Below are 22,148 nucleotides of genomic sequence, written 5' to 3' on the forward strand. Positions count from 1 at the left end.
AGCATGAGCCGACCCTCCCTCCGGGCCAGAGCCACCCACGCCATCCTCGGCGTCGTCCTCGTGAGCGGTGTCGGCCTCGCGGTCGTCAACGGCTCCGCGCAGGCCGACCCGGGCGCGCGCGCCTGCACCGACGAGGAGCGTGCCGCGCTCGTCGCCGCGGGCGACAACTTCGCCCTCGCCTGCGACCTGCCCGGCTCCCTGCTGGCGGGCCTCGAGGCCGGCGCCGCGGCGCCGGGGCTCAGCGAGGACGACATCGACAAGTCCGACAACGTCGACCTCGTCGCCCACCTCCCGCTCGTCGGCGCGTTCGCCGAGGAGGGCGCCTACGGCACCGACATGGCCTTCCAGGGCCGCTACGCCTACGTCGGCAACTACAACGGCTTCGGTGTCTACGACATCAAGAGGCCGACCCGGCCCAAGCGTGTCGCCCAGGTCGTGTGCCCGGGCGGGCAGGGTGACGTCTCGGTGCACGGCGACGTGCTCGTCCTCAGCGTCGACTCCAGCCGCAGCGATGACTCCTGCTCCAGCACCGCCCAGTCGGCCAGCGAGAAGTCCTCGTGGGAGGGCCTGCGGGTCTTCGACATCTCCCGGCCCGCCAAGCCGCGCTACGTCGCCTCGGTCGAGACCGCCTGCGGCTCGCACACCCACACCCTGGCCCCCAACCGCAGCGGCAAGCAGCTCTTCGTCTACGTCTCCTCCTACTCGCCCAGCTCCGACTTCCCCGACTGCCAGCCGCCCCACGACATCGTCTCGGTGGTCAAGGTGCCGGTGCGCAAGCCGGCCCGGGCCCGCCTGGTCGCGACCCCCGTGCTCTTCCCCGACGGGGGCAACCCGGGCGGTCCCGTCCCGCTGCTGACATCCAGCTCGACCAGCGGCTGCCACGACATCACCGCCTACCCGGCCAAGGACCTGGCCGCCGGTGCCTGCATGGGCGACGGCATCCTGATGGACATCTCGAAGCGGGCCCGGCCCAAGGTCGTCGACCGGGTGACCGACGACGTGAACTTCGCCTTCTGGCACTCCGCGACCTTCAACAACGCCGGCACCAAGGTGCTCTTCACCGACGAGCTCGGCGGCGGCTCGCTGCCGACCTGCAACCCGGTCTTCGGCAGCACCCGCGGCGCCGACGGCATCTACGACATCGAGGGCGGCTCGCTGGCCTTCAAGAGCTACTACAAGATCCCGCGCCCGCAGACGCTCACCGAGAACTGCGTGGCCCACAACGGCTCGCTGATCCCGGTCAAGGGCAAGGACATCATGGTGCAGGCCTGGTACCAGGGCGGGTTCTCGGTCTTCGACTTCACCGACTCCGCGCACCCCGAGGAGATCGCCTGGTTCGACCGCGGCCCGATCTCGGCGACCAGCCTCGAGACCGGCGGCGCCTGGTCGGTCTACTGGTACAACGGCCACATCTACTCCAGCGACATCACCCGCGGCCTCGAGGTCTTCTCGATCGACGACCCGCGCGTGAACGGCGCCAAGAAGGTGCGCACCACGACCTTCAACGCCCAGTCGCAGCCGGCGTACCGGGGCTGAGGAACTACAGGTCTGTAGTTCGCGCCGACGCGTTGCGGGGGTCTGTGACGCGTGGTGCGATAGGGGCTGGTGTGGTCGCAGGCGCTCTGCTGCGACCCCACCGGCCCCCCGCCCCCGCTCGTCTGGAGCCCTCCCTGTGCGTCCTCCACCGCGCCTGCTGCTGCCGGCGCTGATCGCCACGGTGGCGGCCTCGACGCTGTCGGCGCCCACACCCGCCCTGGCCGCCGGCGACTCCTGGAAGGTGCCGGGCAAGGCGAGCATCACGGTGCGCGGGCACGGCTACGGCCACGGGCACGGCATGTCGCAGCACGGCGCGGAGGGCGCCGCGCGCCAGGGCCTCAGCGCCGCGCAGATCCTCGACTTCTACTACCCCGGCACCACCATGGGGAAGCGCGGCGGCCGGGTGAGCGTCCTGATCTCCGCCGACACCACCGACGACCTCGTCGTGCGCAGCCGCAGCGGGCTGCGGGTGCGCGACCTGGCCACCGGCGCCACCACCCGGCTGCCCACGAAGGTGGGCGGTCGCACCCCCGCGCTGTGGCGGGTGCGCCAGAACCACCGCGACCGCACGCGCGTCTCCTGGCGCACCGCGGCCGGCGGGGCGGGGTCGTGGACCAAGTGGCGCGACCTCAAGGGCAACGGCGAGCTGAGCGCCGGCAACGCGCCGGTGACCCTGGTGACCCCCGCCGGCGACCGCGCCTACCGCGGCCGCCTGCGCGCCCTGCCGCCCAGCCCGGGGGCCAGGGCCCGCGACACCGTCAACAAGGTGCGCCTCGACGACTACCTGCGCGGCGTCGTGCCCCTGGAGATCCCCGCGTCGTGGAGCAGGGCGGCGGTGCGCGCCCAGGCCGTGGCCGCCCGCAGCTACGCCGTCTTCGAGCGCCGCACCCCACGGGCCTCGCACTACCAGCTCTGCGACACCACCTCCTGCCAGGTCTACGGCGGCGTGCGCGCCGAGCACCCCGGCTCCGACGCGGCCGTGCGCGCGACCGCCAAGCAGGTCCGCCTCGCCGACGGCCAGCCCGCCTTCACCCAGTTCTCCTCCAGCAGCGGCGGGTGGACCGCCGCCGGCTCGCGGCCCTACCTCGCGGCGCGCGCCGACAAGTACGACGACTGGGCCGGCAACCCCCACCACGACTGGTCGGTGACGCTGACCGACCAGCGGGTCGAGAGCGCCTTCCCCGCCGTGGGCGACCTGCGCTCGATCACGGTGCTCTCGCGCGACGGCAACGGCCAGTGGGGCGGACGGGTGCGCTCGGTGCGCCTCGCGGGCACCGGCGGGAGGGTCACCGTGAGCGGTGACGCCCTGCGCTTCGGACTGGGCCTGAAGTCGCCGTGGGTGACGTTCCGCGTGCGCTCGCGCTGACGCCACCGGTGCGGAGCACCGCGCGCACCACCAGCCCGGCGACCAGCGCCCAGAACGCCGCGCCCACGCCGAGCACCGTCACCCCGCTCGCGGCCACCACGAGGCAGGTCACCGCCGCGACCCGCTCGTGGGCGTCGGCCAGCGCGTCGGACAGCGAGGCGGCCAGGGTGCCCAGCAGCGCCAGCCCGGCCGCCGACTGCACGACCCCGTCGGGGGCGGCCGTGACCAGCGCCGTCAGCCCCGCCGCGCCGGCGGCCAGCACCAGGTAGGTGACCGCGGCCGACACCGCGCCGCGCCACCGCTCGTCGCGGTCGGGCCCGCCCTCGGGCCCGGCCACCATCGCGGCGGTGATCGCGGCGAGGTTGACCGCGTGGCCGCCGAGGGGCGCGACCAGCGCGGTGCCCAGACCGGTGACCGTCATCGTCTCGCGCCACGGCACCGGGTAGCCGTTGCCGGCCATCACCGCCACCCCGGGCACGTTCTGCGAGGCCATCGTGACGACGTACAGCGGGAGCGCGATGCCGACCAGGGCCGGCAGGCTCCACGAAGGCGTGGTCCACGCCAGCGTGGGCACCGCGGCGCCCACCGGCACCTCGCCGGCGGTCTCGACCAGCACCACCACGAGGGCCACCACCAGCGAGGCCGGCACCGCCCACCGCGGGAAGAGGCGCTGCCCGAGCAGCCAGGCCAGCACGACCGGCCCGACCAGCAGCGGCGTCGCGGCCACGCCCAGCACCGGCTCGAGGCAGATCGGCAGCAGCACCCCGGCCAGCATCGCCCGGGCCAGGCTCACCGGGATGCGCGCGACCAGGTCGCCCAGGGCGGGCAGCAGCCCGGTCAGCGCGATCAGCGCCGCGGTGGCCACGAAGGCCCCGACCGCCGCCGACCAGCCGCCGGCCACCGCGCCGGTGGAGACCAGCAGCGCGGCGCCGGGGGTCGACCACGCCAGCGACAGCGGGGTGCGGTGCCGCATAGCCAGCCACGCCATGCCCAGGCCCTGGGCGACGCACAGCGCCAGCAGCCCCGACGCCGCCTGCGCCGGGGTCGCGCCCACCGCGACCAGCCCGGCCAGCACGACGACGAAGGAGCTGCTGAAGCCGACCACGGCCGCGACGACCCCGGCCACGACCGGCGAGTGGTCCTGGTGCATGCGCCCTCCAGCGGTATCGTTCTGTTTGTGGAACGATCCTACGACGCCGGCGCCTCGGCCGGCGCCCGCATCCGGATGCTGCGCACCGAGCGCGGTCTCTCGCTCAGCGCGCTGGCGGCCGCCGCCGAGATCGGCAAGGGCACGCTCTCCGAGCTCGAGGCCGGTCGCCGCAACCCCACGCTCGAGACCCTGTACGCCGTCGCCGGCCCGCTCGGCGTGCCGCTCGCCGCCCTGCTCGAGGACCACGACGGGGCCGGGGCCGCCGACGAGGCGCTCAGCGCCCGCCGGCTGCACCTGGTGCGGGAGGCCGGGCACACGACGGAGGTCTACCTGGTGCAGGTCGCCCCCGGGCGCACCCGGCGCTCGCCCGCGCACGCCACCGGCGCCCACGAGCAGCTCGTCGTGCTGACCGGCCGCTGCCGCCTCGACGTCGGGGGCACCGTCGTCGAGCTGGGGCCGGGCGAGCACCACGCGTGGGCGGCCGACGTGGCGCACGCCTACACCGGCGGCCCCGAGGGGTTCAGCGGCGTCGACGTGATCCGCACGCCCGGCTGAGGCTCAGCCGAGCACGACCACCAGGTCGCCGCCCTCGACGGCCTGGGTGCCGGGCAGCGCGACCCGCTCGACGGTGCCGGCCACGGGGGCGGTGATGGCCGCCTCCATCTTCATCGCCTCGATCGTCGCGAGCGTCTCGCCGGCGGCCACCTGCTGGCCCTTCTCGACCACGACGGTCACCACGCCCTGGAAGGGGGCGGCCACCTGGCCGGGCTCGGAGGGGTCGGCCTTCTCGGCTGCGGCCACCTCGGAGGCCACGGAGGTGTCACGCACGCTGACCGGGCGCATCTGGCCGTTGAGCAGCGCCATCACCGTGCGGTAGCCGCGCTCGTCGGGCTCGCTGATCGACTGCACGCCCATCAGCAGCGTCTTGCCCTCGTCGATGGCGACCTCGTGCTCCTCGCCCTGGCGCAGCCCGTAGAGGTAGTCGCGGGTCGAGAGCACCGACACGTCGCCGTAGGTCTCGCACGCCTCGAGGTAGCTCTTCGTCGGGCCGGGGAAGAGCAGCTCGTTGAGCGCGCGGCGGCGCTGGGCGGAGGAGCCCGCGAGGCGCTCGGCGTCCTCGGGGGCCAGCTCCTCGGCCGCGGGGGTCCACGAGCGGCCCTCGAGCGCGCGGGTGCGGAACGGCTCGGGCCAGCCGCCCGGCGGGTCCCCGAGCTCGCCGTTGAGGAAGCCGATCACCGAGTCGGGGATGTCGTAGGAGCCGGGGTCGGCCGCGAACTCGGCGGGGTCGGCGCCCAGGCCGACCAGCGACAGCGCGAGGTCGCCGATGACCTTGGAGCTCGGGGTCACCTTGGGCAGGTTGCCGAGGATGTCGTTGGCGGCGGCGTACATGTCCTCGACCTGCTCGAACTTCTCGCCCAGGCCCAGCGCGATGGCCTGCTGGCGCAGGTTGGAGAGCTGCCCACCGGGGATCTCGTGGCGGTAGACCCGCCCGGTCGGCGCGCTGAGGCCCGACTCGAACGGGGCGTAGACGCGACGGGTGGCCTCCCAGTAGGGCTCCAGCGCGTTGACCGCGGCCAGCGAGAGGCCGGTGGGGCGCTCGGAGTGGTCGGTGGCCGCCACCAGCGCCGACAGGGAGGGCTGCGAGGTGGTGCCGGCCATCGAGGCGGTCGCGGCGTCGACGGCGTCGACCCCCGCCTCGATCGCCGCGGTCAGCGTGGCGAGCTGGCCCCCGGTGGTGTCGTGGGTGTGCAGGTGCACCGGCAGGTCGAAGCGCTCGCGCAGGGCGGTGACCAGGGTGCGGGCGGCGGGGGCGCGCAGCAGGCCCGCCATGTCCTTGATCGCCAGCACGTGGGCGCCGGCGTCGACGATCCGCTCGGCCAGGCGCAGGTAGTAGTCGAGGGTGTAGAGCTGCTCGCCGGGGTCGGAGAGGTCACCGGTGTAGCAGAGCGCCACCTCGGCGACGGCGGTGCCGGTCGCGCGCACCGCGTCGATCGCGGGGCGCATCTGCTCGACGTCGTTGAGGGCGTCGAAGATGCGGAACACGTCGAGCCCGGTGGCGGCCGCCTCGGCGACGAACGCGTCGGTGACCGAGGTCGGGTAGGGGGTGTAGCCGACGGTGTTGCGCCCGCGCAGCAGCATCTGCAGGCACACGTTGGGCACCGCCTGGCGCAGCTGGGCCAGGCGCTCCCAGGGGTCCTCGGAGAGGAAGCGCAGCGCGACGTCGTACGTCGCCCCGCCCCAGCACTCCAGCGACCACAGCTCGGGGGTGGTGCGGGCGACGTGGGGGGCGACGGTGAGCAGGTCGCGGGTGCGCACCCGGGTGGCCAGCAGCGACTGGTGGGCGTCGCGGAAGGTGGTGTCGGTGACGGCGACGTCGCGCTGCTCGCGCAGCGCCCGCGCGAAGCCCTCGGGGCCCAGGCGCAGCAGCGCCTGGCGGCTGCCGTCGGGCGCCGGCACCGCGAGGTCGGTCGGGGGCAGCTTGGTGGCGGGGTCCAGGCTGACCGGCGCGGGGCCGTGCGGCTGGTTGACCGTCACCTCGGCCAGGTAGGTCAGCAGCTTGGTGCCGCGGTCGCCCGAGCCGCGCGCCGAGAGCAGCTCGGGGTGGGTCTCGATGAAGGAGGTGGTCACGCGCCCGGCGGCGAAGTCGGGGTCGTCGAGCACGGCCTGGAGGAACGGGATGTTGGTGGCCACGCCGCGGATGCGGAACTCCGCGACCGCCCGGCGGGCCTTCTCGACGGCCTTGTCGAAGGTGTGCCCGCGGCAGGTGAGCTTGGCCAGCATCGAGTCGAAGTGGGCCGAGACCTCGGCGCCGGTGTAGACGGTGCCGCCGTCGAGGCGCACCCCGCCGCCGCCGGGGGAGCGGTAGGTGGTGATCTGCCCGGTGTCGGGGCGGAAGCCGTTGGCGGGGTCCTCGGTGGTGATGCGGCACTGCAGGGCGGCGCCGCGCAGCACCAGGGTGTCCTGGGAGAGGCCGAGGTCGGCCAGGGTCTCGCCGGAGGCGATGCGCAGCTGGGCCTGCACGAGGTCGACGTCGGTGACCTCCTCGGTCACGGTGTGCTCGACCTGGATGCGCGGGTTCATCTCGATGAAGACGTAGTTGCCGTCGGGGTCGAGGAGGAACTCCACGGTGCCGGCGTTGCGGTAGCCGATCTCGCGGGCGAAGCGCACCGCGTCGGCGCACATCCGCTCCCGCAGCTCGGGGGAGAGGTTGGGGGCCGGGGCGATCTCGACGACCTTCTGGTGGCGACGCTGCACCGAGCAGTCGCGCTCGAAGAGGTGCATCACCTCGCCGGAGCCGTCGGCAAGGATCTGCACCTCGATGTGGCGGGGCTCCACGACGGCCTGCTCGATGAAGACGGTGGGGTCGCCGAAGGCGCCCTCGCCCTCGCGCATGCAGGTCTCGACCGCCTCGCGCAGCAGCGCCGGGTCGTCGACGCGGCGCATGCCACGCCCGCCGCCGCCGGCGACCGCCTTGACGAACAGCGGGTAGGGCAGCTCCTCGGCGGCGGCCACGAGGGCGTCGACGTCGGTGGACGGCTCGACCGAGGCCAGGGTCGGTACGCCGGCGGCCTTGGCCGCGGCGATCGCCCGCGCCTTGTTGCCGGTCAGCTCGAGGACCTCGCTGGTCGGGCCCACGAAGGTGATGCCCGCGGCGGCGCAGGCCTCGGCGAGGCCGGGGTTCTCGGAGAGGAAGCCGTAGCCGGGGTAGACCGCGTCGGCCCCGGCCCGCACCGCGACGTCGACGATCGCCTGCGGGTCGAGGTAGGCGCGCACCGGGTGGCCGCGCTCGCCGATCTCGTAGGCCTCGTCGGCCTTCAGCCGGTGCTCGGACCAGCGGTCCTCGTGGGGGAAGACCGCGACGGTGCGCGCCCCGAGCTCGTAGGCCGCGCGGAACGCGCGGACGGCGATCTCACCACGGTTGGCCACCAGCACCTTGGTAAACATGCACCGCAACCTACCCAGGTCCGGCGTGCCGTGGTGGGGTCGTCTCAGCCCAGGAACTGCGCCAGCAGGTCGGGGGTGGCCCCGGCCGCGACCCGCAGCGCCTCGTCCTCGGGCACGTCGGGCACCACGACCCGCTGCCGGCCGCCGGCGGTGGTGGCCACGAGCGTGGTCAGCCCGGCCCGGCGCTGGAACCACGAGTCCTCGAGGGTCCAGCCGATCACGTGCTCGACCCCGAGCACGTCGCGGCGACAGGTCAGGCTGCCGCTGCGGGCGACCAGGCGACCCCCGACCAGGGCATGGCCCAGGGTGCGCGAGCGGTCCAGGGCGAGCGCCGCGCCGGCGACGGGCGCCAGCACCGCGACCGCCAGCAGCCAGGCGCCCAGGTCAGTGCGCGCGAGCAGCACCACCGCCGCCAGCGACACCAGCAGCGCCGGCGCGAGCGCCCGTACCCAGCGGCGGCGCACCGCGGCCGGCCCGTGCCCGACGAGGGCGCCGGTGACCGGCGCCGGGTCGCCGAGCACCTGCCCGGCCACCCCCTCGACGACCCTGCGCGGGGCCGGTGGCACCAGCTCCATCTGGGTCTGCCCGTCACCGTCGAGGCCGGTCACGATGCTGGAGAGCCGGGCGGCGCCGGCCAGCCGGAGGTTGACCGGCTGGGCCAGGGAGACCCCGGCCAGCCGGGCGTCGTCGACGCTGGTCTCGCGGGTCGTGGTCAGGCCACGGCGCAGGTGCCAGGTGCCGTGCTCGTGGGTGAGGGTCAGCCCCCAGTTGGTGAGCAGGTAGCCGCCGACGGCCAGCGCCGAGACCACCACCGCCAGCCCCACCAGCAGGAGGCCGGCCAGGGCCAGGCCGGCCACCGCCAGGTCGCTGACGTCCAGGCGCAGGGGCAGCTGGCTCAGGCCCGCCAGCAGGGCGCCGGCGATGGCCAGGCCGGTGCTGGTCAGCGGCGCGTAGCGCGCCCAGGTCGGGTCGAGGCGCAGCACCGGGACCGCGTGGCTCGGCGGGGACCCCGCGTCGGTCTCGTGCGGCTCGTCCTCCGGGGCCGGCGTCGCCGAGCTCTCGCGCAGCAGCTGAGCGCGCAGCTCACGGGCGGGCCCGGCTCGCAGCCCGTCGAGGTCCAGGTCGGCCTCGCTGGCGCCGGTGCCGATGCGCACCGTGGCCAGGTCGAGCACCTGCTGGATGAGCGAGGCGGAGGTGTCGACGGTGCGCACCCGGTCGATCCGGGCGGCGAGCAGGTGGCGCTGCAGGAGCCCGCGGCGCAGCTCCACGCGGCCCTCGTGGACCCGGTAGGAGGTGGTCAGCCAGCGCAGCACGCCCAGCACCACCGGCACCAGGACGCCCAGCAGCTCCCAGCGCAGCCCGAGGCCGCCGCTCGAGGCGGAGCCGAAGGCGACCACGCCGATGAGGACCGGCAGGAAGCGCAGCAGCTCGCGCACCGGGTGGACCAGCAGCATCCGCCGGTCCAGGCGCTGCCAGTCCTCGCTCACCCGTCCTCGCTCACGTCGCGTCCCCGGCGACCGCGTCGGCCTTCACGGTCAGCTCGGCGACCAGCTCCTCGGCGGTGCGGCGGTCGAGGCCGGCCACCGACAGGGCGCCGGCGGCCGAGGCCGTCGTCACGGTGACGTTCGCGAGCCCGAAGAGGCGCTCGACCGGGCCCTGGTTCCAGTCGACGGTCTGGATGCGCGACATCGGAGCGATCCGTCGCTCCCGCGACCACCACCCGGTCTGGGTGTAGACCGCCGTGTCGGTGACCTCCCAGCGGTGCACCCGGTAGCGCCACGCGGGCACCACGGCGACGTACGCGACGTCGAGCAGCACCAGCGGCGCCAGCATCCACCAGCGCAGGTCGAAGAGACCGAGCACCGGGCCGAGCACCAGCACGAGGACCACCAGCGCGGCGCTCTCGAGCGCCGCGCTGGTGAGCCACATCGTGCGCGCCCGGGGGTGCACCTGGTGCCGGGGCGGGCGCAGGCCGGTCGTGGCGATCAGTCCTTCAGCTCGCAGATGACCTCGCCGTTGGTGACGGTCGCGCCGACCTCGGCCTTGAGGCCGGTGACGGTGCCGGCCTTGTGCGCCTTGAGGGGCTGCTCCATCTTCATCGCCTCGATGACCACGACGGTCTCGCCCTCGGCGACCTCCTGGCCCTCCTCGACGACGACCTTGACGACGGTGCCCTGCATGGGGCTGGTCACGGCGTCGCCGCTGGCGGCCGCACCGGCCTTCTTGCCCTGGGCGCGCTTGGGCTTCTTGGCCGTGGCGGCGCCACCGCCGCCGCCGATCCCGCCCAGCCCGGCAGGCACGACGACCTCGAGCCGCTTGCCGCCGACCTCGACGACCACGGTCTGGCGCTCGCCGGCCTCCTCGGCCTCGGCCGAGTCGCCCGAGTAGGGCTCGATCTGGTTGTCGAACTCGGTCTCGATCCACTGCGTGTAGACCTCGAAGGAGCCCTCGCCGCTCGGGTTCGAGGCGCCGACGTACGCCGGGTCGTTGAGCACCGCGCGGTGGAAGGGGATGACCGTCGGCATGCCGTCGACCACGAACTCCTCCAGCGCCCGGCGCGAGCGCTCGATGGCCTGGGTGCGGTCGCGGCCGGTGACGATGAGCTTGGCGATGAGGGAGTCGAAGGAGCCGGGGACGGTCTGGCCGTTCTCGTAGCCGCCGTCGACGCGCACGCCGGGACCCTGGGGCGGGGTCCAGGCCGACAGGGTGCCGGGGGCCGGCATGAAGTTGCGGCCGCCGTCCTCGGCGTTGATGCGGAACTCGATCGAGTGCCCGCGGATCTCGGGGTCGTCGTAGCCGAGCTCCTCGCCGGCGGCGATGCGGAACATCTCGCGCACCAGGTCGATGCCGGTGACCTCCTCGGAGACGCAGTGCTCGACCTGGAGGCGGGTGTTGACCTCGAGGAAGGAGATGGTGCCGTCCTGGGCGACCAGGAACTCGCAGGTGCCGGCGCCGTAGTACCCGGCCTCGCGCAGGATCCGCTTGGAGGAGTCGTAGAGCTCGGCGAGCTGCTCCTCGGAGAGGAACGGCGCGGGGGCCTCCTCGACGAGCTTCTGGTTGCGCCGCTGCAGCGAGCAGTCGCGGGTGGAGACGACCACGACGTTGCCGTGCTTGTCGGCCAGGCACTGGGTCTCGACGTGGCGCGGCTTGTCGAGGAACTTCTCGACCAGGCACTCGCCGCGGCCGAAGGCGCTGACCGCCTCGCGGACCGCGGACTCGAAGGCGTCGGGGATCTCCTCGAGGGTGCGCGCGACCTTGAGGCCGCGCCCGCCGCCGCCGAAGACCGCCTTGATGGCGACCGGCAGGCCCTCGGCCTTCGCGAAGGCGACGACCTCGTCGGCGTCGGCGACGGGGTCCTTGGTGCCGGGGGCCAGGGGGGCCTTGGCCTTGTCGGCGATGTGCTTGGCCTTGGCCTTGTCGCCGAGGGCCTCGATGGCCGCCGGGGGCGGGCCGATCCAGGTCAGCCCGGCGTCCATGACGGCCTGGGCGAACTCGGCGTTCTCGGCGAGGAAGCCGTAGCCGGGGTGCACCGAGTCGGCGCCCGACTTCTCGGCCACCGCGATGATCTTGGCGATGTCGAGGTAGGAGTCGGCGGGGGTCGCGCCGCCCAGCGAGTGGGCCTCGTCGGCCATCCGCACGAAGATGGCGTCGCGGTCGGGCTCGGCGTACACCGCGACGCTGCCGATGCCGGCGTCCTTGCAGGCCCGGATGACCCGGACCGCGATCTCGCCCCGGTTGGCGATGAGGACCTTCTGCAACGGCTTGACTTGCGACACCCTGGCTCCTGACTCACGACGGCTCGGTGCTGCGGAGTCTAGGGGTAGCCGCCGGCGTCGCGTGGGGGGCCTCGCGTGCTGGACAGCCTTCCCAGGGGTGTGATGCGCACCACTGCCCGGGGGGTACACACGGGGTGTCCGTCCTCATCCCCCTCGGAGGTCCACGTGCTGGCAGTCCTCTCCCGCGAGCGCACCGTCGCCCGCCCCGGCTACTCGCGGTGGCTGATCCCACCCGCGGCGCTGGCCGTGCACCTCTCGATCGGGCAGGTGTACGCCACCAGCGTCTACAAGAGCGCACTGGTCGCCCACTTCGACACCACGCTCACGCGGGTCGGCTTCGTGTTCTCGCTCGCCATCGTGATGCTCGGGCTCTCGGCGGCGCTCTTCGGCACCTGGGTCGACCGCAACGGCCCGCGGGCGGCGATGGCCACCGCCGCGGTGTTCTGGTCCTCGGGCTTCCTGGTCGCGGCCCTGGGCATCAGCACCGACCAGCTGTGGCTGGTCTACCTCGGGTACGGCGTGCTGGGCGGCATCGGCCTGGGCATCGGCTACATCTCCCCGGTCTCGACCCTGATCAAGTGGTTCCCGGACCGGCCGGGCCTGGCCACCGGCATGGCGATCATGGGCTTCGGCGGCGGCGCGATGGTCGCCAGCCCGCTCAGCGGCCGGCTGATGGCCCTCTACGACTCCGCCTACGACTCCTCCGACCCCGGGTCGGTGGCCTCCGGGGGAGCGGTCGCGGCGCTGTTCGTGACGCTGGGCCTGGTCTACCTGGCCTTCATGCTCTTCGGCGCCCTCATCGTGCGGGTCCCCGCCGACGACTGGGCGCCCGAGGGCTTCGACCCCTCGGAGTCGAAGCAGAAGAAGATGGTCACCGACGCCTCGGTCTCGGCGAACAACGCGATCCGCACCCCGCAGTTCTGGCTGCTGTGGACCGTGCTCTTCTGCAACGTCACGGCCGGCATCGGCATCCTCGAGCAGGCCTCGCCGATGATCCAGGACTTCTTCCGCGAGGGCGGCACCTCCGCGATCAGCGCGGCCGCGGCCGGTGGCTTCGTCGGGGTGCTGTCGATCTGCAACATGGCCGGGCGCTTCGTGTGGTCCTCGACCTCCGACCACCTCGGTCGCAAGCCCATCTACATGATCTACCTCGGCGTCGGCATCGTCCTCTACCTGGCGCTGGCCCTGGGCGGGTCGACCTCGACGGTGCTCTTCGTGGCGCTGGCCGGCATCATCATCAGCTTCTACGGCGGCGGGTTCGCCACCGTCCCGGCCTACCTGCGCGACCTCTTCGGCACCTTCGAGGTCGGCGCGATCCACGGCCGGCTGCTGACCGCGTGGGCGGCCGCCGGCGTGGCCGGGCCGCTGATCGTCAACGCGTTCCTGGACGCGCAGGGCGAGCCGGGCAAGCTGGTCTCGGGCGACTACCGCCCTGCCCTGCTGACCATGGTCGGGGTGCTGGTCGTGGGCTTCGTGGCCAACCTGATGATCCGGCCGGTCGCCGAGAAGTACCACGAGCCGGAGACCGGCACGTCCGACGAGCTGGAGGGGAGCAACGCATGAGCGCCGAGGGCACCGAGCAGCAGACCGAGAGCCACACCGTGCGGATCGCGGCGGCCTGGACCCTGGTGGGCGTCCCGCTGGCCTACGGGCTCGTGGAGACCCTGCGCCGGGCGGCCAACCTCTTCTCGGGTTAACAAACGTTAACCGCGTGGGTAGCATGGCTCACATGACGAGCACCGCTTTCGAGCTGTCCCGCGAGCACGAGGAGTTCCGCGCCAGCGTGCGCGAGTTCGCCGCCGCCGAGATCGCGCCCCACGCCGCGCAGTGGGACCGCGAGCACCACTTCCCGGTCGACGTGGTGCGCAAGATGGGCGCGCTGGGCCTCTTCGGGCTCACCGCCCCCGAGGAGTACGGCGGTGCCGGCGAGGACGGCGACTTCACCAGCCTGTGCGTGGCCATCGAGGAGATCGGTCGCGTCGACCAGTCGATGGGCATCACCCTGCAGGCCGCGGTCGGCCTGGGCATCAACCCGGTGCTCACCTACGGCACCGAGGAGCAGAAGAAGCAGTGGCTGCCCGACCTGGTCGCCGGTGAGCGGCTGGCCGGCTTCGGGCTGACCGAGCCCGGCGCCGGCTCCGACGCGGGGGCCACCCGCACCAAGGCGGCGCTCGACGGCGGCGAGTGGGTCATCGACGGCTCGAAGCAGTTCATCACCAACTCCGGCTCCGAGATCACCTCGCTGGTCACCGTCACCGCCCGCACCGGCACCCGCGAGGACGGCCGCCCCGAGATCTCCGCGATCATGGTGCCGGCCGGCACGCCCGGCTTCACCGCCGAGAAGGCCTACGACAAGCTCGGCTGGCACGCCTCCGACACCCACCCGCTCAGCTTCGAGTCGTGCCGGGTGCCGGCCGAGAACCTGCTGGGCCAGCAGGGCCGCGGCTACGCGCAGTTCCTCGCGACCCTCGACGACGGCCGGGTCGCGATCTCGGCGCTCTCGGTCGGCTGCATCCAGGCCTGCCTCGACATGAGCCTGGCCTACGCCGGCGAGCGCCAGACCTTCGGCGGCCCGATCGGGCGCAAGCAGGGCGTGGCCTTCCAGATCGCCGACCTCGAGGTGATGCTGCACGCCAGCCGGATGCTGACCTACCGCGCGGCGGCGCTCAAGGACGCCGGGGCGCCGTACCAGCAGTTCAAGCAGGCGGCCGCGGTCGCCAAGGTCTACTCCACCGAGTCGGCCGTGACCGCCACCCGCATCGCCACCCAGGTCTTCGGCGGCTACGGCTTCATGGAGGAGTACCCGGTCGCGCGCTTCTACCGCGACGCCAAGGTCCTCGAGGTCGGGGAGGGCACCTCGGAGGTCCAGCGGATGCTGATCGCCCGGGGTCTGGGCCTGCCGGTCGAGTAGGTGGGCGATAGCCTGCCGGGCATGGGTCACCGCCGGCAGCGCCTCCTGGGCGAGGCCGGGCGGTTCCTGGCGGTCGGCGGCCTGGCCACGGTCGTGGCCCTGGTGCTCTTCAACCTGCTGGTCCACGGGTTCAACACCGGTGACCGCGCGCTGCTCGACGACCGACCGATCCTGGCCTACGTGCTGGCCAACACCGTCGGCATGGTCATCAGCTACCGCGGCACCCGGATGTGGGCCTTCCGCGACCGCCCGCCGCGGCACGCCGACGGCGGGCGCTCGGCGTTCGTGGCCATCAACGTCGCCACGATGACGCTGCCGGTGCTGTGCCTCTACGTCAGCCGTGACGTGCTGGGCCTCGACGACCCCGTCAGCGACAACGTGGCGGCCAACGTCATCGGGCTGGCCCTCGGTGTGGCCGCCCGCTTCTGGCTCTTCCGCGCCCTGGTCTTCCGTCGCCCCATCAACCTCGGCGACATCTACCCCGCGGAGCGGCGCTTCCCGGTCGACCCGGGCGCACCCGTCAGCGAACCCGTCAGCGGGCAGCCGTCCAGAGACCCGTCCACGAGTGGCCCAGCTCGGCCACCATCAGCCGCAGGCGGGGCAGGCTGAGGCCCACCACGTTGTGGTGGTCGCCCTCGATGCCGGTGACGAACGCGCCGCCCAGGCCGTCGATGGTGAAGGCGCCGGCGACGTGCAGCGGCTCGCCGGTGGCGACGTAGGCCGCGATCTCGTCGTCGCCCACGTCGGCGAAGTGCACGGTCGTCGAGACCGTTGCCGCGACCGCCCGGCCGGTCGCGGTGTCGTGCAGGCTGTGCCCGCTGTGCAGCACGCCGCTGCGGCCCCGCATCGCCCGCCACCGGGCGACGGCCTCCTCGGGGTCCCCGGGCTTGCCGAGCGCCCGGCCGTCGAGCTCGAGCACCGAGTCGCAGCCCAGCACCAGCGCGCCGGCCGGCACCTCGTCGCGGCCGACCACGGCCTCGGCCTTGAGGCGGGCCAGGGCGCCGGCCACCTCGACTGGTGCCAGGTCGCCCACCTGGGACTCGTCGACCCCCGAGACGACCACCACCGGCTCGATGCCAGCGCTGCGCAGGGTGGCGAGGCGGGCGGGGGAGGCGGAGGCGAGCACGAGCACGGGGGAGGGGGAGGTCACGGTGCGCCACCCTACGACCCCTTGGCAGACTGGCGCCGTGCCCGCGCCCCGTCTCCTCCTGCTCGGCGTCGCGGCCCTCGGCCTCGTCGCGGCGGTGGCGCTGGTCGTGGTGCTCACCCAGCCCGAGCCCGGGCCGCAGGAGCGCAACCGCCTCGCCGAGCGGTCCCAGTACGTCGACCCCGACGCCCGCGCGGTCGCCGCGGCCGCGCAGGCCCGCGCCGACGGCGACGTGGCGCTCGCCGAGGTGCTCGAGGAGCTCGCCGCGGTGCCCTCGGGCATCTGGCTGACCCCCGAGCGGCACCCGGTCGGCTCCGTCGGCGCGTACGCCGCCTCGCTGGTGGCCGCCGCCGACGCGCGCGACGAGGTGCCGGTGCTGGTGCTCTACGGCGTGCCCGAGCGCGACTGCGCGGCGTCGCTGTCGGCGGGCGGGCTGCCGCCCGAGCAGTACCCGGTCTGGGTGGGCGAGGTCGCCACCGCCCTCGGCGCCGCCGAGGCGCCGTCGGTGGTCGTGCTCGAGCCCGACGCGCTGGCCACCGCCGAGGAGTGCGGGCGCCGCGACGAGCGGGTCGAGCAGCTGCGCAGCGCCGTCGGGCTGCTCGCCGAGGCCGGGGTGACGACGTACGTCGACGCCGGGCACTCCGACTGGATCCCCGCCCGGACGATGGCGCGCCTGCTCGAGGCGGTGGGCGTCGAGCGGGTGCGCGGCTTCGCCACCAACGTGTCGAACTACCAGCGCGACGAGGACGAGCGGGCCTACGCCGAGACCCTCGACGACCTCGTGGCGGGCGAGCAGCACTGGGTCGTCGACCGCGGCCGCAACGGCAACGGGTCGACACAGGAGTGGTGCAACCCCGAGGAGGCCGCCCTGGGCCAGCGTCCCGGCTTCGTCGACGACGGGACGGGGCTCGACGCCTACCTGTGGATCAAGCCGCCGGGCGAGTCCGACGGCACCTGCGGCGGCGGGCCCGCGGCCGGCGAGATCTGGCCCGAGGCGGCGCTGCGTCTCGCGCGGTGACCGGGCGGGGCGTCTGGCCCCCTGGGGCACCTCCTCGTTGTTAGTCTCCTGCCATGACTTCGGACTGGACGGCGGTGATCGTCGAGGACGACCCCGACGTGCGCGACCTCATCGACATCGTCCTGACCCAGTCCGGGTTCCGCACGATCCTGGCCGAGGACGGGCCCAGCGGGGTCGAGGCGGTGCGCCAGCACGACCCGTTGATCACCACCCTCGACGTCAACATGCCCGGCATGGACGGCTTCGCCGTGGCCAAGCGGCTGCGCGAGTTCAGCAACACCTACCTGATCATGATCACCGCGCTGGCCGACGAGATCGACGTCGTGCAGGGCTTCGAGGCCGGCGCCGACGACTACCTGGTCAAGCCGTTCCGCCCCCGTGAGCTGCGCGCCCGCGCCGACTCGATGCTGCGCCGACCGCGCGAGCGGCTCGACCAGCCCGCCCCCTCCTCGCCCGCTCCCGCGACGGTCGCCGCCGAGCCCGCGCAGTCGTGGGCGGCCCAGGCGGCCCGCGACCTGCAGGAGCAGGCGATGCCGCCGCGCAGCTCTGAACCCCCGGTGCCCGCCCCGGTCGAGCCGCCGGCGCGCGAGCCGGGCCAGCACGCGGCGCGGCTGCACGCGGTGCCCGTCGCCGCCCAGCCCGAGCCGACCTACGAGCCGGTCCAGCCCGCTCAGCCCGTCCAGCCCGCCCAGCCCGCCCACTCCGGCGGGGCTGCCGCCGACGGGTCCTGGGTGCGCTTCAACGGCCTGGCGCTCAACAACGAGACGCGCAGCGTGACCGTGGGCGGCAGCGGGGTCGAGCTCACCCGCACCGAGTTCGACCTGCTCGCCTCGCTGCTCAGCACCGGGCGCCGGGTCCGCAGCAAGGCCGACCTGGTGCTGACGATGCGGGGCCAGCAGTACGTCACCTCGTACTTCGTCAACGAGGCCGACAAGCGCTCGGTCGAGGTCCACATCGCCAACCTGCGGCGCAAGATCGGCGACGACAGCACCAACCCGCGCTTCGTCGAGACCGTGCGCGGCGTCGGCTACCGCCTGGCCGAGCCGCTCTGAGCGACGCCGCCCCTGCTGGCGTTCAGTTGGCGTTGACCGGGATGTCGGTCTTCTCGGTCTTCTCCTCCGACTCGAAGATCGCGATCGGCACGGTCTGCTTGACGGTGCGCTCGATGAAGCGGCTGCTGCCGGCGCTGACCTGGATCGAGACCGTCGCGGTGAAGGTCAGCTCGATGCCGCGGGTGTCGAGCGAGGTGCCCTTGATCTTCTGGTTGCGCAGCTCGAAGGCGCCCTTGGGCGAGGTGATGAGCATGCCGTACTTCGTGCTGAGCGGCTGCGGGTCGAAGGTGGCCCTGCGCGCCTCGACGTCGAGCTGGTAGGGACGCTGGGTCCTGCCGCCGTCGCTGGTGATGGTGCGCGAGGTGACCTTGATCCGGTCGAGGTAGACCTTGCGCTTGGTCGCGAAGGCGTCGCGCAGGCCCCGGTCGAGGTCGTAGGCCTGGAAGGTGAAGGAGAAGAACTTGGCGCCGCGCGGGTACCACTCGTTGGTCCGCGGCGTCGACTTGGTGGGGTAGAGCGTGTAGACGAAGTCGATGCCCGGGGCGCCGTCGACGGAGAGGTGGCTCTGGAAGGTGCCGTCGGTGGTGAACTGCGAGTCGTAGAGGTCCGCGGTCGCGCTCGGGGTGGGCGCCTCCGCCTCCACCGGCTCCGAGCCGCCGTCGAGCAGCGAGCAGCCCGCGAGCGCGACGCTCAGCGCGAGCCCGGCCGCCGTGGCGCGCAGGGTCCGTGTGGTGCGGTGCGACGTCATGCCTTGAACCCCCGGTAGCGCTTGCTGGCCTTGATGAGCATCCATGCGGTCTGCAGGACGGTGATGACGCCGAGCACCGGCCAGCCGGCGGCCAGCACGTCGGACTTCGTCGCCGGGTCGAGCGGGCCGTAGGCCCACCCGGCGTACAGGCCCACCAGCAGCAGGCCCACGACGATGAAGGGGTAGGTCCAGGCGACGCCCTTGCCGCGCTCGGCCTTGGCCTGGGCCGCCCAGTTGTCGGTCTGCTGCTTGGAGAAGAACTTCAGCCAGGCCCGGACGAAGTGACCCATCCGGGTCATCATGTAGAGCTCGGCGGGGAAGACGAGGAGCACGAAGAGGTAGTCGCGGCGGTTGCGGAACTGCATCGAGTGCGCGACCCGGAAGTTCAGCCAGACCGCGGCCAGCGGCGGGATCAGCCACAGCGGGCTGAAGACGAACGCGTCGAGCTGCAACGACCACATCAGCAGCACGACGAAGAGGAACCTCGTGGTCATGTTGATGACCATCGACATGTGCTCGAACCAGCGCAGGCGCAGGTTCGGGTGGAACGGCTGGCCCTTGGTGTCGCCGCGCTGGCCGGGCCACATCAGGTCGATGGCGCCGAAGTTCCACTTGACCTGCTGGGCGTCGAGCGAGCGCAGCGTGGTCATCCCGCCGACGTGGGCGCGGGCCCGGGCCGAGATCTTGGTGAGGTAGCCGGCCGACTTGATCTGCAGCGAGAGCAGGGAGTCCTCGACCTCGGAGTCGCTGACCCAGGGGGTGCGCTGGTGGCTGTCGCGCATCACGTCGCGCAGCGCCTGGGTGGAGAAGATCGAGAACTGCCCGCCCAGCACCGCCATGTTGCGGCCCTTGAGCAGGTTCTGCATGTTGAAGGCCGAGAACTGCGCGCGCTGCCCGGCGATGAGGAACTTCGACATCACCCCGTCGAGCGCGGAGTCGTCGATGGAGTAGATGGCCGAGATGCCCCCGATGCGGTCGTCGCTGGAGATCTCGTCGACGAGGTGCTGGATCGCGTCGGGCTCGGGGGTGGTGTCGCCGTCGACCCCGAGCAGGAAGTCCATGTGCTCGACCAGCGAGTAGCCGTAGTTGAGCGCCCCGACCTTCTTGTCGGGGTTCTTGCCGATGTCGTGGACGTAGATGACGGTGCTCTGCTCGCCGGTCGGCGTCATCCGGGTGTGCGGGCCGGCGTAGTGGCTGGCGATCTCGACCGAGTCGTCGCTGGTGTTGTTGACGATGAGGTGGACGACGTCGGGCAGGCGGGTCTGCTGCAGCAGCGAGTCGAGCACGCCGGCGATGGTCTCGGCCTCGTTGTAGGCCGGGATGATGCAGCCGACCGTCGCACGCACCGTGGGGATGGCGTCGAGGTCGCCGAGGAAGTCCTCGGCGTAGGCCTCGAGCCCCGGGTCGGGTCGCTGCACGAAGCCGTGGGCGGTGCCGAGGCCGTTCTCGAGCCGCTGGTCGGCCCTGAGGTCGTCGCTCATCTGCTCATCTCCCGTCGTCCGTGGCCCCGTGCTGGGCCACGTCGTGGACAGGAGTCTGCCGCGCCGACCTCAAGGTCCCCCCGGCTTTGCCCAAAGATTCGCTCAGCCCGGGAGGGCGCTGGAGCGCCAGGCCCCCGGGCCGTGCGGCAGCGGGCGGCGTACGGCGCGCGCCGGCGCCGACCACTCGGGCCGGCGGCGCCGCGGGGCCGGGGCCTCCCCGCCCCCGAGCGCGGAGAGAACGGCGACCACGGCCGCCACCTCCTCCGGCGTCGCGGAGGCGTCGAGGATCCGCAGCGCGGGCCGGGCCGGCTGCTGCCCGTCCTGCTGGTCGTCGTTCACCGCGCCCGTCACAGCGGGATGTTCCCGTGCTTCTTCGGCGGCAGGCTGGCGCGCTTGGAGCGCAGCAGCCGCAGCGCCCGCACGACCTCGGTGCGGGTCTCGTGGGGCTGGATCACCGCGTCGATGTAGCCGCGCTCGGCCGCGATGTAGGGGTTGGCCAGCGTGGTCTCGTACTCGTCGATGAGCTCGGCGCGACGCGCCTCGACGTCGCCGCCCTCGGCCTCGACCTGGGCCAGCGTCTTGCGGTGCACGATGTTGGCCGCGCCCTGGGCGCCCATCACCGCGATCTGGGCGGTGGGCCAGGCGACGTTGATGTCGGCGCCGAGGTGCTTGGAGCCCATCACGTCGTAGGCGCCGCCGTAGGCCTTGCGGGTGATGATGGTGACCAGCGGGACGGTGGCCTCGGAGTAGGCGTAGATCAGCTTGGCGCCGCGGCGGATGATGCCGTTCCACTCCTGGTCGGTGCCGGGCAGGAAGCCGGGCACGTCGACGAAGGTGAGCACCGGGATGTTGAAGGCGTCGCAGAACCGCACGAAGCGCGCGGCCTTCTCGCTGGCGTCGATGTCGAGGGTGCCGGCGAACTGCATGGGCTGGTTGGCCACCACGCCGACCGGGCGGCCCTCGACCCGGCCGTAGCCGATGATCAGGTTGGGGGCGAAGAGCTCCTGGACCTCGAGGAACTCGCCGTCGTCGACCACGGCGCCGATGACGTCGTGCATGTCGTAGGGCTGGTTCGCGCCGTCGGGGATGATCGTGTCGAGCGCGCGGTCCTCGTCGCTGATCTCCAGCGCCGCCGGCTCGTCGTAGACGACCGGCTCGTCGAGGTTGTTCTGGGGCAGGTAGGAGAGCAGCGCCTTGACGTAGTCGATGGCGTCCTCCTCGTCGGAGCCCATGTAGTGGGCGTTGCCCGACTTGGTGTTGTGCGTGCGCGCGCCGCCGAGCTCCTCCATGGAGACGTCCTCGCCGGTGACGGTCTTGATGACGTCGGGACCGGTGATGAACATCGCGGAGGTCTGGTCGACCATGACGGTGAAGTCGGTGACGGCGGGGGAGTAGACGTGCCCGCCGGCGCAGTTGCCCATGATCATCGAGATCTGGGGGATGACGCCCGAGGCGTGCACGTTGCGGCGGAAGATCTCGCCGTACAGGCCCAGGGAGACGACGCCCTCCTGGATGCGCGCGCCGGCGCCCTCGTTGATGCCGATGATCGGGCAGCCGGTCTTGATCGCGAGGTCCATCACCTTGGTGATCTTCTCGCCGTAGACCTCGCCCAGCGAGCCGCCGAAGACGGTGAAGTCCTGGGAGAACACGCAGACCTGGCGCCCGTCGATGGTGCCGTAGCCGGTGACCACGCCGTCGCCGTAGGGGCGGTTCTTCTCCAGCCCGAACGCCGTGGAGCGGTGGCGCGCGAGCTCGTCGAGCTCGACGAAGCTGCCCTCGTCGAAGAGCATCTCGATGCGCTCGCGGGCGGTCTTGCGTCCCTTGGCGTGCTGCTTCTCGACGGCCTTGGCCGACCCGGCGTGGACGGCCTCGTCCAGCCGTCGGTCCAGGTCGGCGAGCTTGCCCGCCGTGGTGTGCAGGTCGATGTCCTGCGGGACCTCGGTGCCCTCGCCTGGCTGTGCGCTCACGTGTTCCGGCCTCCTGACTGGGCCCGTCCGTCTGGCCCTCGCGTCTGCTGG

The 22,148-nt window shown here is 73.1% G+C and carries 19 protein-coding genes; 9 read left to right on the forward strand and 10 right to left on the reverse strand.

Annotation, left to right across the window (positions count from 1 at the left end):
* The first annotated feature begins 3 nt into the window (after positions 1-3).
* Together OCU29_RS19480 and OCU29_RS19485 are read left to right on the forward strand one after the other, a co-directional pair.
* The gene (locus OCU29_RS19480; protein ID WP_261821225.1) at positions 4-1,536 is read left to right on the forward strand and encodes an LVIVD repeat-containing protein; all 1,533 of its coding nucleotides are present in this window, start codon (positions 4-6) and stop codon (positions 1,534-1,536) included.
* 136 nt (positions 1,537-1,672) lie between these two features.
* Positions 1,673-2,902, forward strand: a complete 1,230-nt coding sequence (locus OCU29_RS19485) for a SpoIID/LytB domain-containing protein (RefSeq protein WP_261821226.1) — start codon at positions 1,673-1,675, stop codon at positions 2,900-2,902.
* Here OCU29_RS19485 and OCU29_RS19490 read toward each other — a convergent pair.
* Positions 2,823-4,052, reverse strand: coding sequence for a benzoate/H(+) symporter BenE family transporter (locus tag OCU29_RS19490; RefSeq protein WP_261821227.1), 1,230 nt, complete (start codon positions 4,050-4,052; stop codon positions 2,823-2,825). The two genes, OCU29_RS19485 and OCU29_RS19490, sit on opposite strands and share 80 nt — an antisense overlap.
* 27 nt (positions 4,053-4,079) lie before the next feature.
* Between OCU29_RS19490 and OCU29_RS19495 the strand changes: the two genes are divergently transcribed.
* Positions 4,080-4,607: a helix-turn-helix domain-containing protein gene (locus OCU29_RS19495; RefSeq protein WP_258017071.1), complete on the forward strand. Its 528-nt coding sequence runs from the start codon at positions 4,080-4,082 to the stop codon at positions 4,605-4,607.
* A gap of 3 nt (positions 4,608-4,610) precedes the next feature.
* Here the strand turns inward: OCU29_RS19495 and OCU29_RS19500 are convergent, their stop codons facing one another.
* Genes OCU29_RS19500 through OCU29_RS19515 form a run of 4 tightly spaced genes read right to left on the reverse strand, consistent with a single transcriptional unit; the run spans position 4,611 to position 11,773 of the window.
* Positions 4,611-7,997, reverse strand: coding sequence for a pyruvate carboxylase (locus OCU29_RS19500; protein ID WP_261821228.1), 3,387 nt, complete (start codon positions 7,995-7,997; stop codon positions 4,611-4,613).
* 44 nt (positions 7,998-8,041) lie between these two features.
* Positions 8,042-9,484 carry a PH domain-containing protein gene (locus OCU29_RS19505; protein WP_261821229.1) on the reverse strand — a complete coding sequence of 481 codons (1,443 nt, stop codon included), beginning with the start codon at positions 9,482-9,484 and terminating at the stop codon, positions 8,042-8,044.
* A gap of 10 nt (positions 9,485-9,494) precedes the next feature.
* Positions 9,495-9,926 (reverse strand): PH domain-containing protein, encoded by a 432-nt coding sequence (locus OCU29_RS19510; RefSeq protein WP_179613986.1) that lies wholly within the window; start codon positions 9,924-9,926, stop codon positions 9,495-9,497.
* A gap of 56 nt (positions 9,927-9,982) precedes the next feature.
* Positions 9,983-11,773, reverse strand: a complete 1,791-nt coding sequence (locus OCU29_RS19515; RefSeq protein ID WP_179613985.1) for a biotin carboxylase N-terminal domain-containing protein — start codon at positions 11,771-11,773, stop codon at positions 9,983-9,985.
* 165 nt (positions 11,774-11,938) lie between these two features.
* On the opposite strand from OCU29_RS19515, the gene OCU29_RS19520 reads away from it, so the two are divergent.
* The 4 genes from OCU29_RS19520 to OCU29_RS19535 are packed head-to-tail and all read left to right on the forward strand — an operon-like array spanning position 11,939 to position 15,293.
* Positions 11,939-13,336 carry an OFA family MFS transporter gene (locus tag OCU29_RS19520; protein WP_261821230.1) on the forward strand — a complete coding sequence of 466 codons (1,398 nt, stop codon included), beginning with the start codon at positions 11,939-11,941 and terminating at the stop codon, positions 13,334-13,336.
* Complete coding sequence (locus tag OCU29_RS19525; protein ID WP_179613983.1) at positions 13,333-13,470, forward strand: hypothetical protein; 138 nt, start codon at positions 13,333-13,335, stop codon at positions 13,468-13,470. The genes OCU29_RS19520 and OCU29_RS19525 overlap by 4 nt, the downstream gene beginning before the upstream one ends.
* 32 nt (positions 13,471-13,502) lie before the next feature.
* Complete coding sequence (locus OCU29_RS19530) at positions 13,503-14,684, forward strand: acyl-CoA dehydrogenase family protein (protein ID WP_179613982.1); 1,182 nt, start codon at positions 13,503-13,505, stop codon at positions 14,682-14,684.
* A 21-nt stretch (positions 14,685-14,705) separates the two neighbouring features.
* Entirely contained in the window at positions 14,706-15,293 is a 588-nt protein-coding gene (locus tag OCU29_RS19535; protein ID WP_179613981.1) for a GtrA family protein, read from the forward strand.
* Here the strand turns inward: OCU29_RS19535 and OCU29_RS19540 are convergent.
* Entirely contained in the window at positions 15,217-15,834 is a 618-nt protein-coding gene (locus tag OCU29_RS19540) for a nucleoside triphosphate pyrophosphatase (RefSeq protein ID WP_261821231.1), read from the reverse strand. The two genes, OCU29_RS19535 and OCU29_RS19540, sit on opposite strands and share 77 nt — an antisense overlap.
* Positions 15,835-15,871: 37 nt before the next feature.
* Between OCU29_RS19540 and OCU29_RS19545 the strand changes: the two genes are divergently transcribed.
* Together OCU29_RS19545 and OCU29_RS19550 are read left to right on the forward strand one after the other, a co-directional pair.
* Positions 15,872-16,849, forward strand: coding sequence for a glycoside hydrolase family 6 protein (locus OCU29_RS19545; protein ID WP_261821232.1), 978 nt, complete (start codon positions 15,872-15,874; stop codon positions 16,847-16,849).
* A 53-nt stretch (positions 16,850-16,902) separates the two neighbouring features.
* On the forward strand, positions 16,903-17,901 hold the full coding sequence (locus OCU29_RS19550; RefSeq protein ID WP_261821233.1) for a response regulator transcription factor: 999 nt from the start codon (positions 16,903-16,905) through the stop codon (positions 17,899-17,901).
* Positions 17,902-17,923: 22 nt separating this feature from the next.
* On the opposite strand, the gene OCU29_RS19555 is transcribed toward OCU29_RS19550, so the two are convergent.
* The 4 genes from OCU29_RS19555 to OCU29_RS19570 form a co-directional block, all read right to left on the reverse strand.
* Positions 17,924-18,649, reverse strand: coding sequence for a hypothetical protein (locus tag OCU29_RS19555; RefSeq protein WP_261821234.1), 726 nt, complete (start codon positions 18,647-18,649; stop codon positions 17,924-17,926).
* Positions 18,646-20,130 (reverse strand): glycosyltransferase, encoded by a 1,485-nt coding sequence (locus OCU29_RS19560; RefSeq protein WP_261821235.1) that lies wholly within the window; start codon positions 20,128-20,130, stop codon positions 18,646-18,648. The genes OCU29_RS19555 and OCU29_RS19560 overlap by 4 nt, the downstream gene beginning before the upstream one ends.
* 102 nt (positions 20,131-20,232) lie before the next feature.
* Complete coding sequence (locus OCU29_RS19565) at positions 20,233-20,481, reverse strand: acyl-CoA carboxylase epsilon subunit (RefSeq protein WP_261821236.1); 249 nt, start codon at positions 20,479-20,481, stop codon at positions 20,233-20,235.
* Complete coding sequence (locus OCU29_RS19570) at positions 20,478-22,097, reverse strand: acyl-CoA carboxylase subunit beta (protein WP_179613975.1); 1,620 nt, start codon at positions 22,095-22,097, stop codon at positions 20,478-20,480. The genes OCU29_RS19565 and OCU29_RS19570 overlap by 4 nt, the downstream gene beginning before the upstream one ends.
* Between the last annotated feature and the right edge of the window lie 51 nt (positions 22,098-22,148).

Origin of the sequence: Nocardioides sp. OK12 (assembly GCF_024341885.1) — a bacterium.
GTDB lineage: Bacteria > Actinomycetota > Actinomycetes > Propionibacteriales > Nocardioidaceae > Nocardioides > Nocardioides marinisabuli.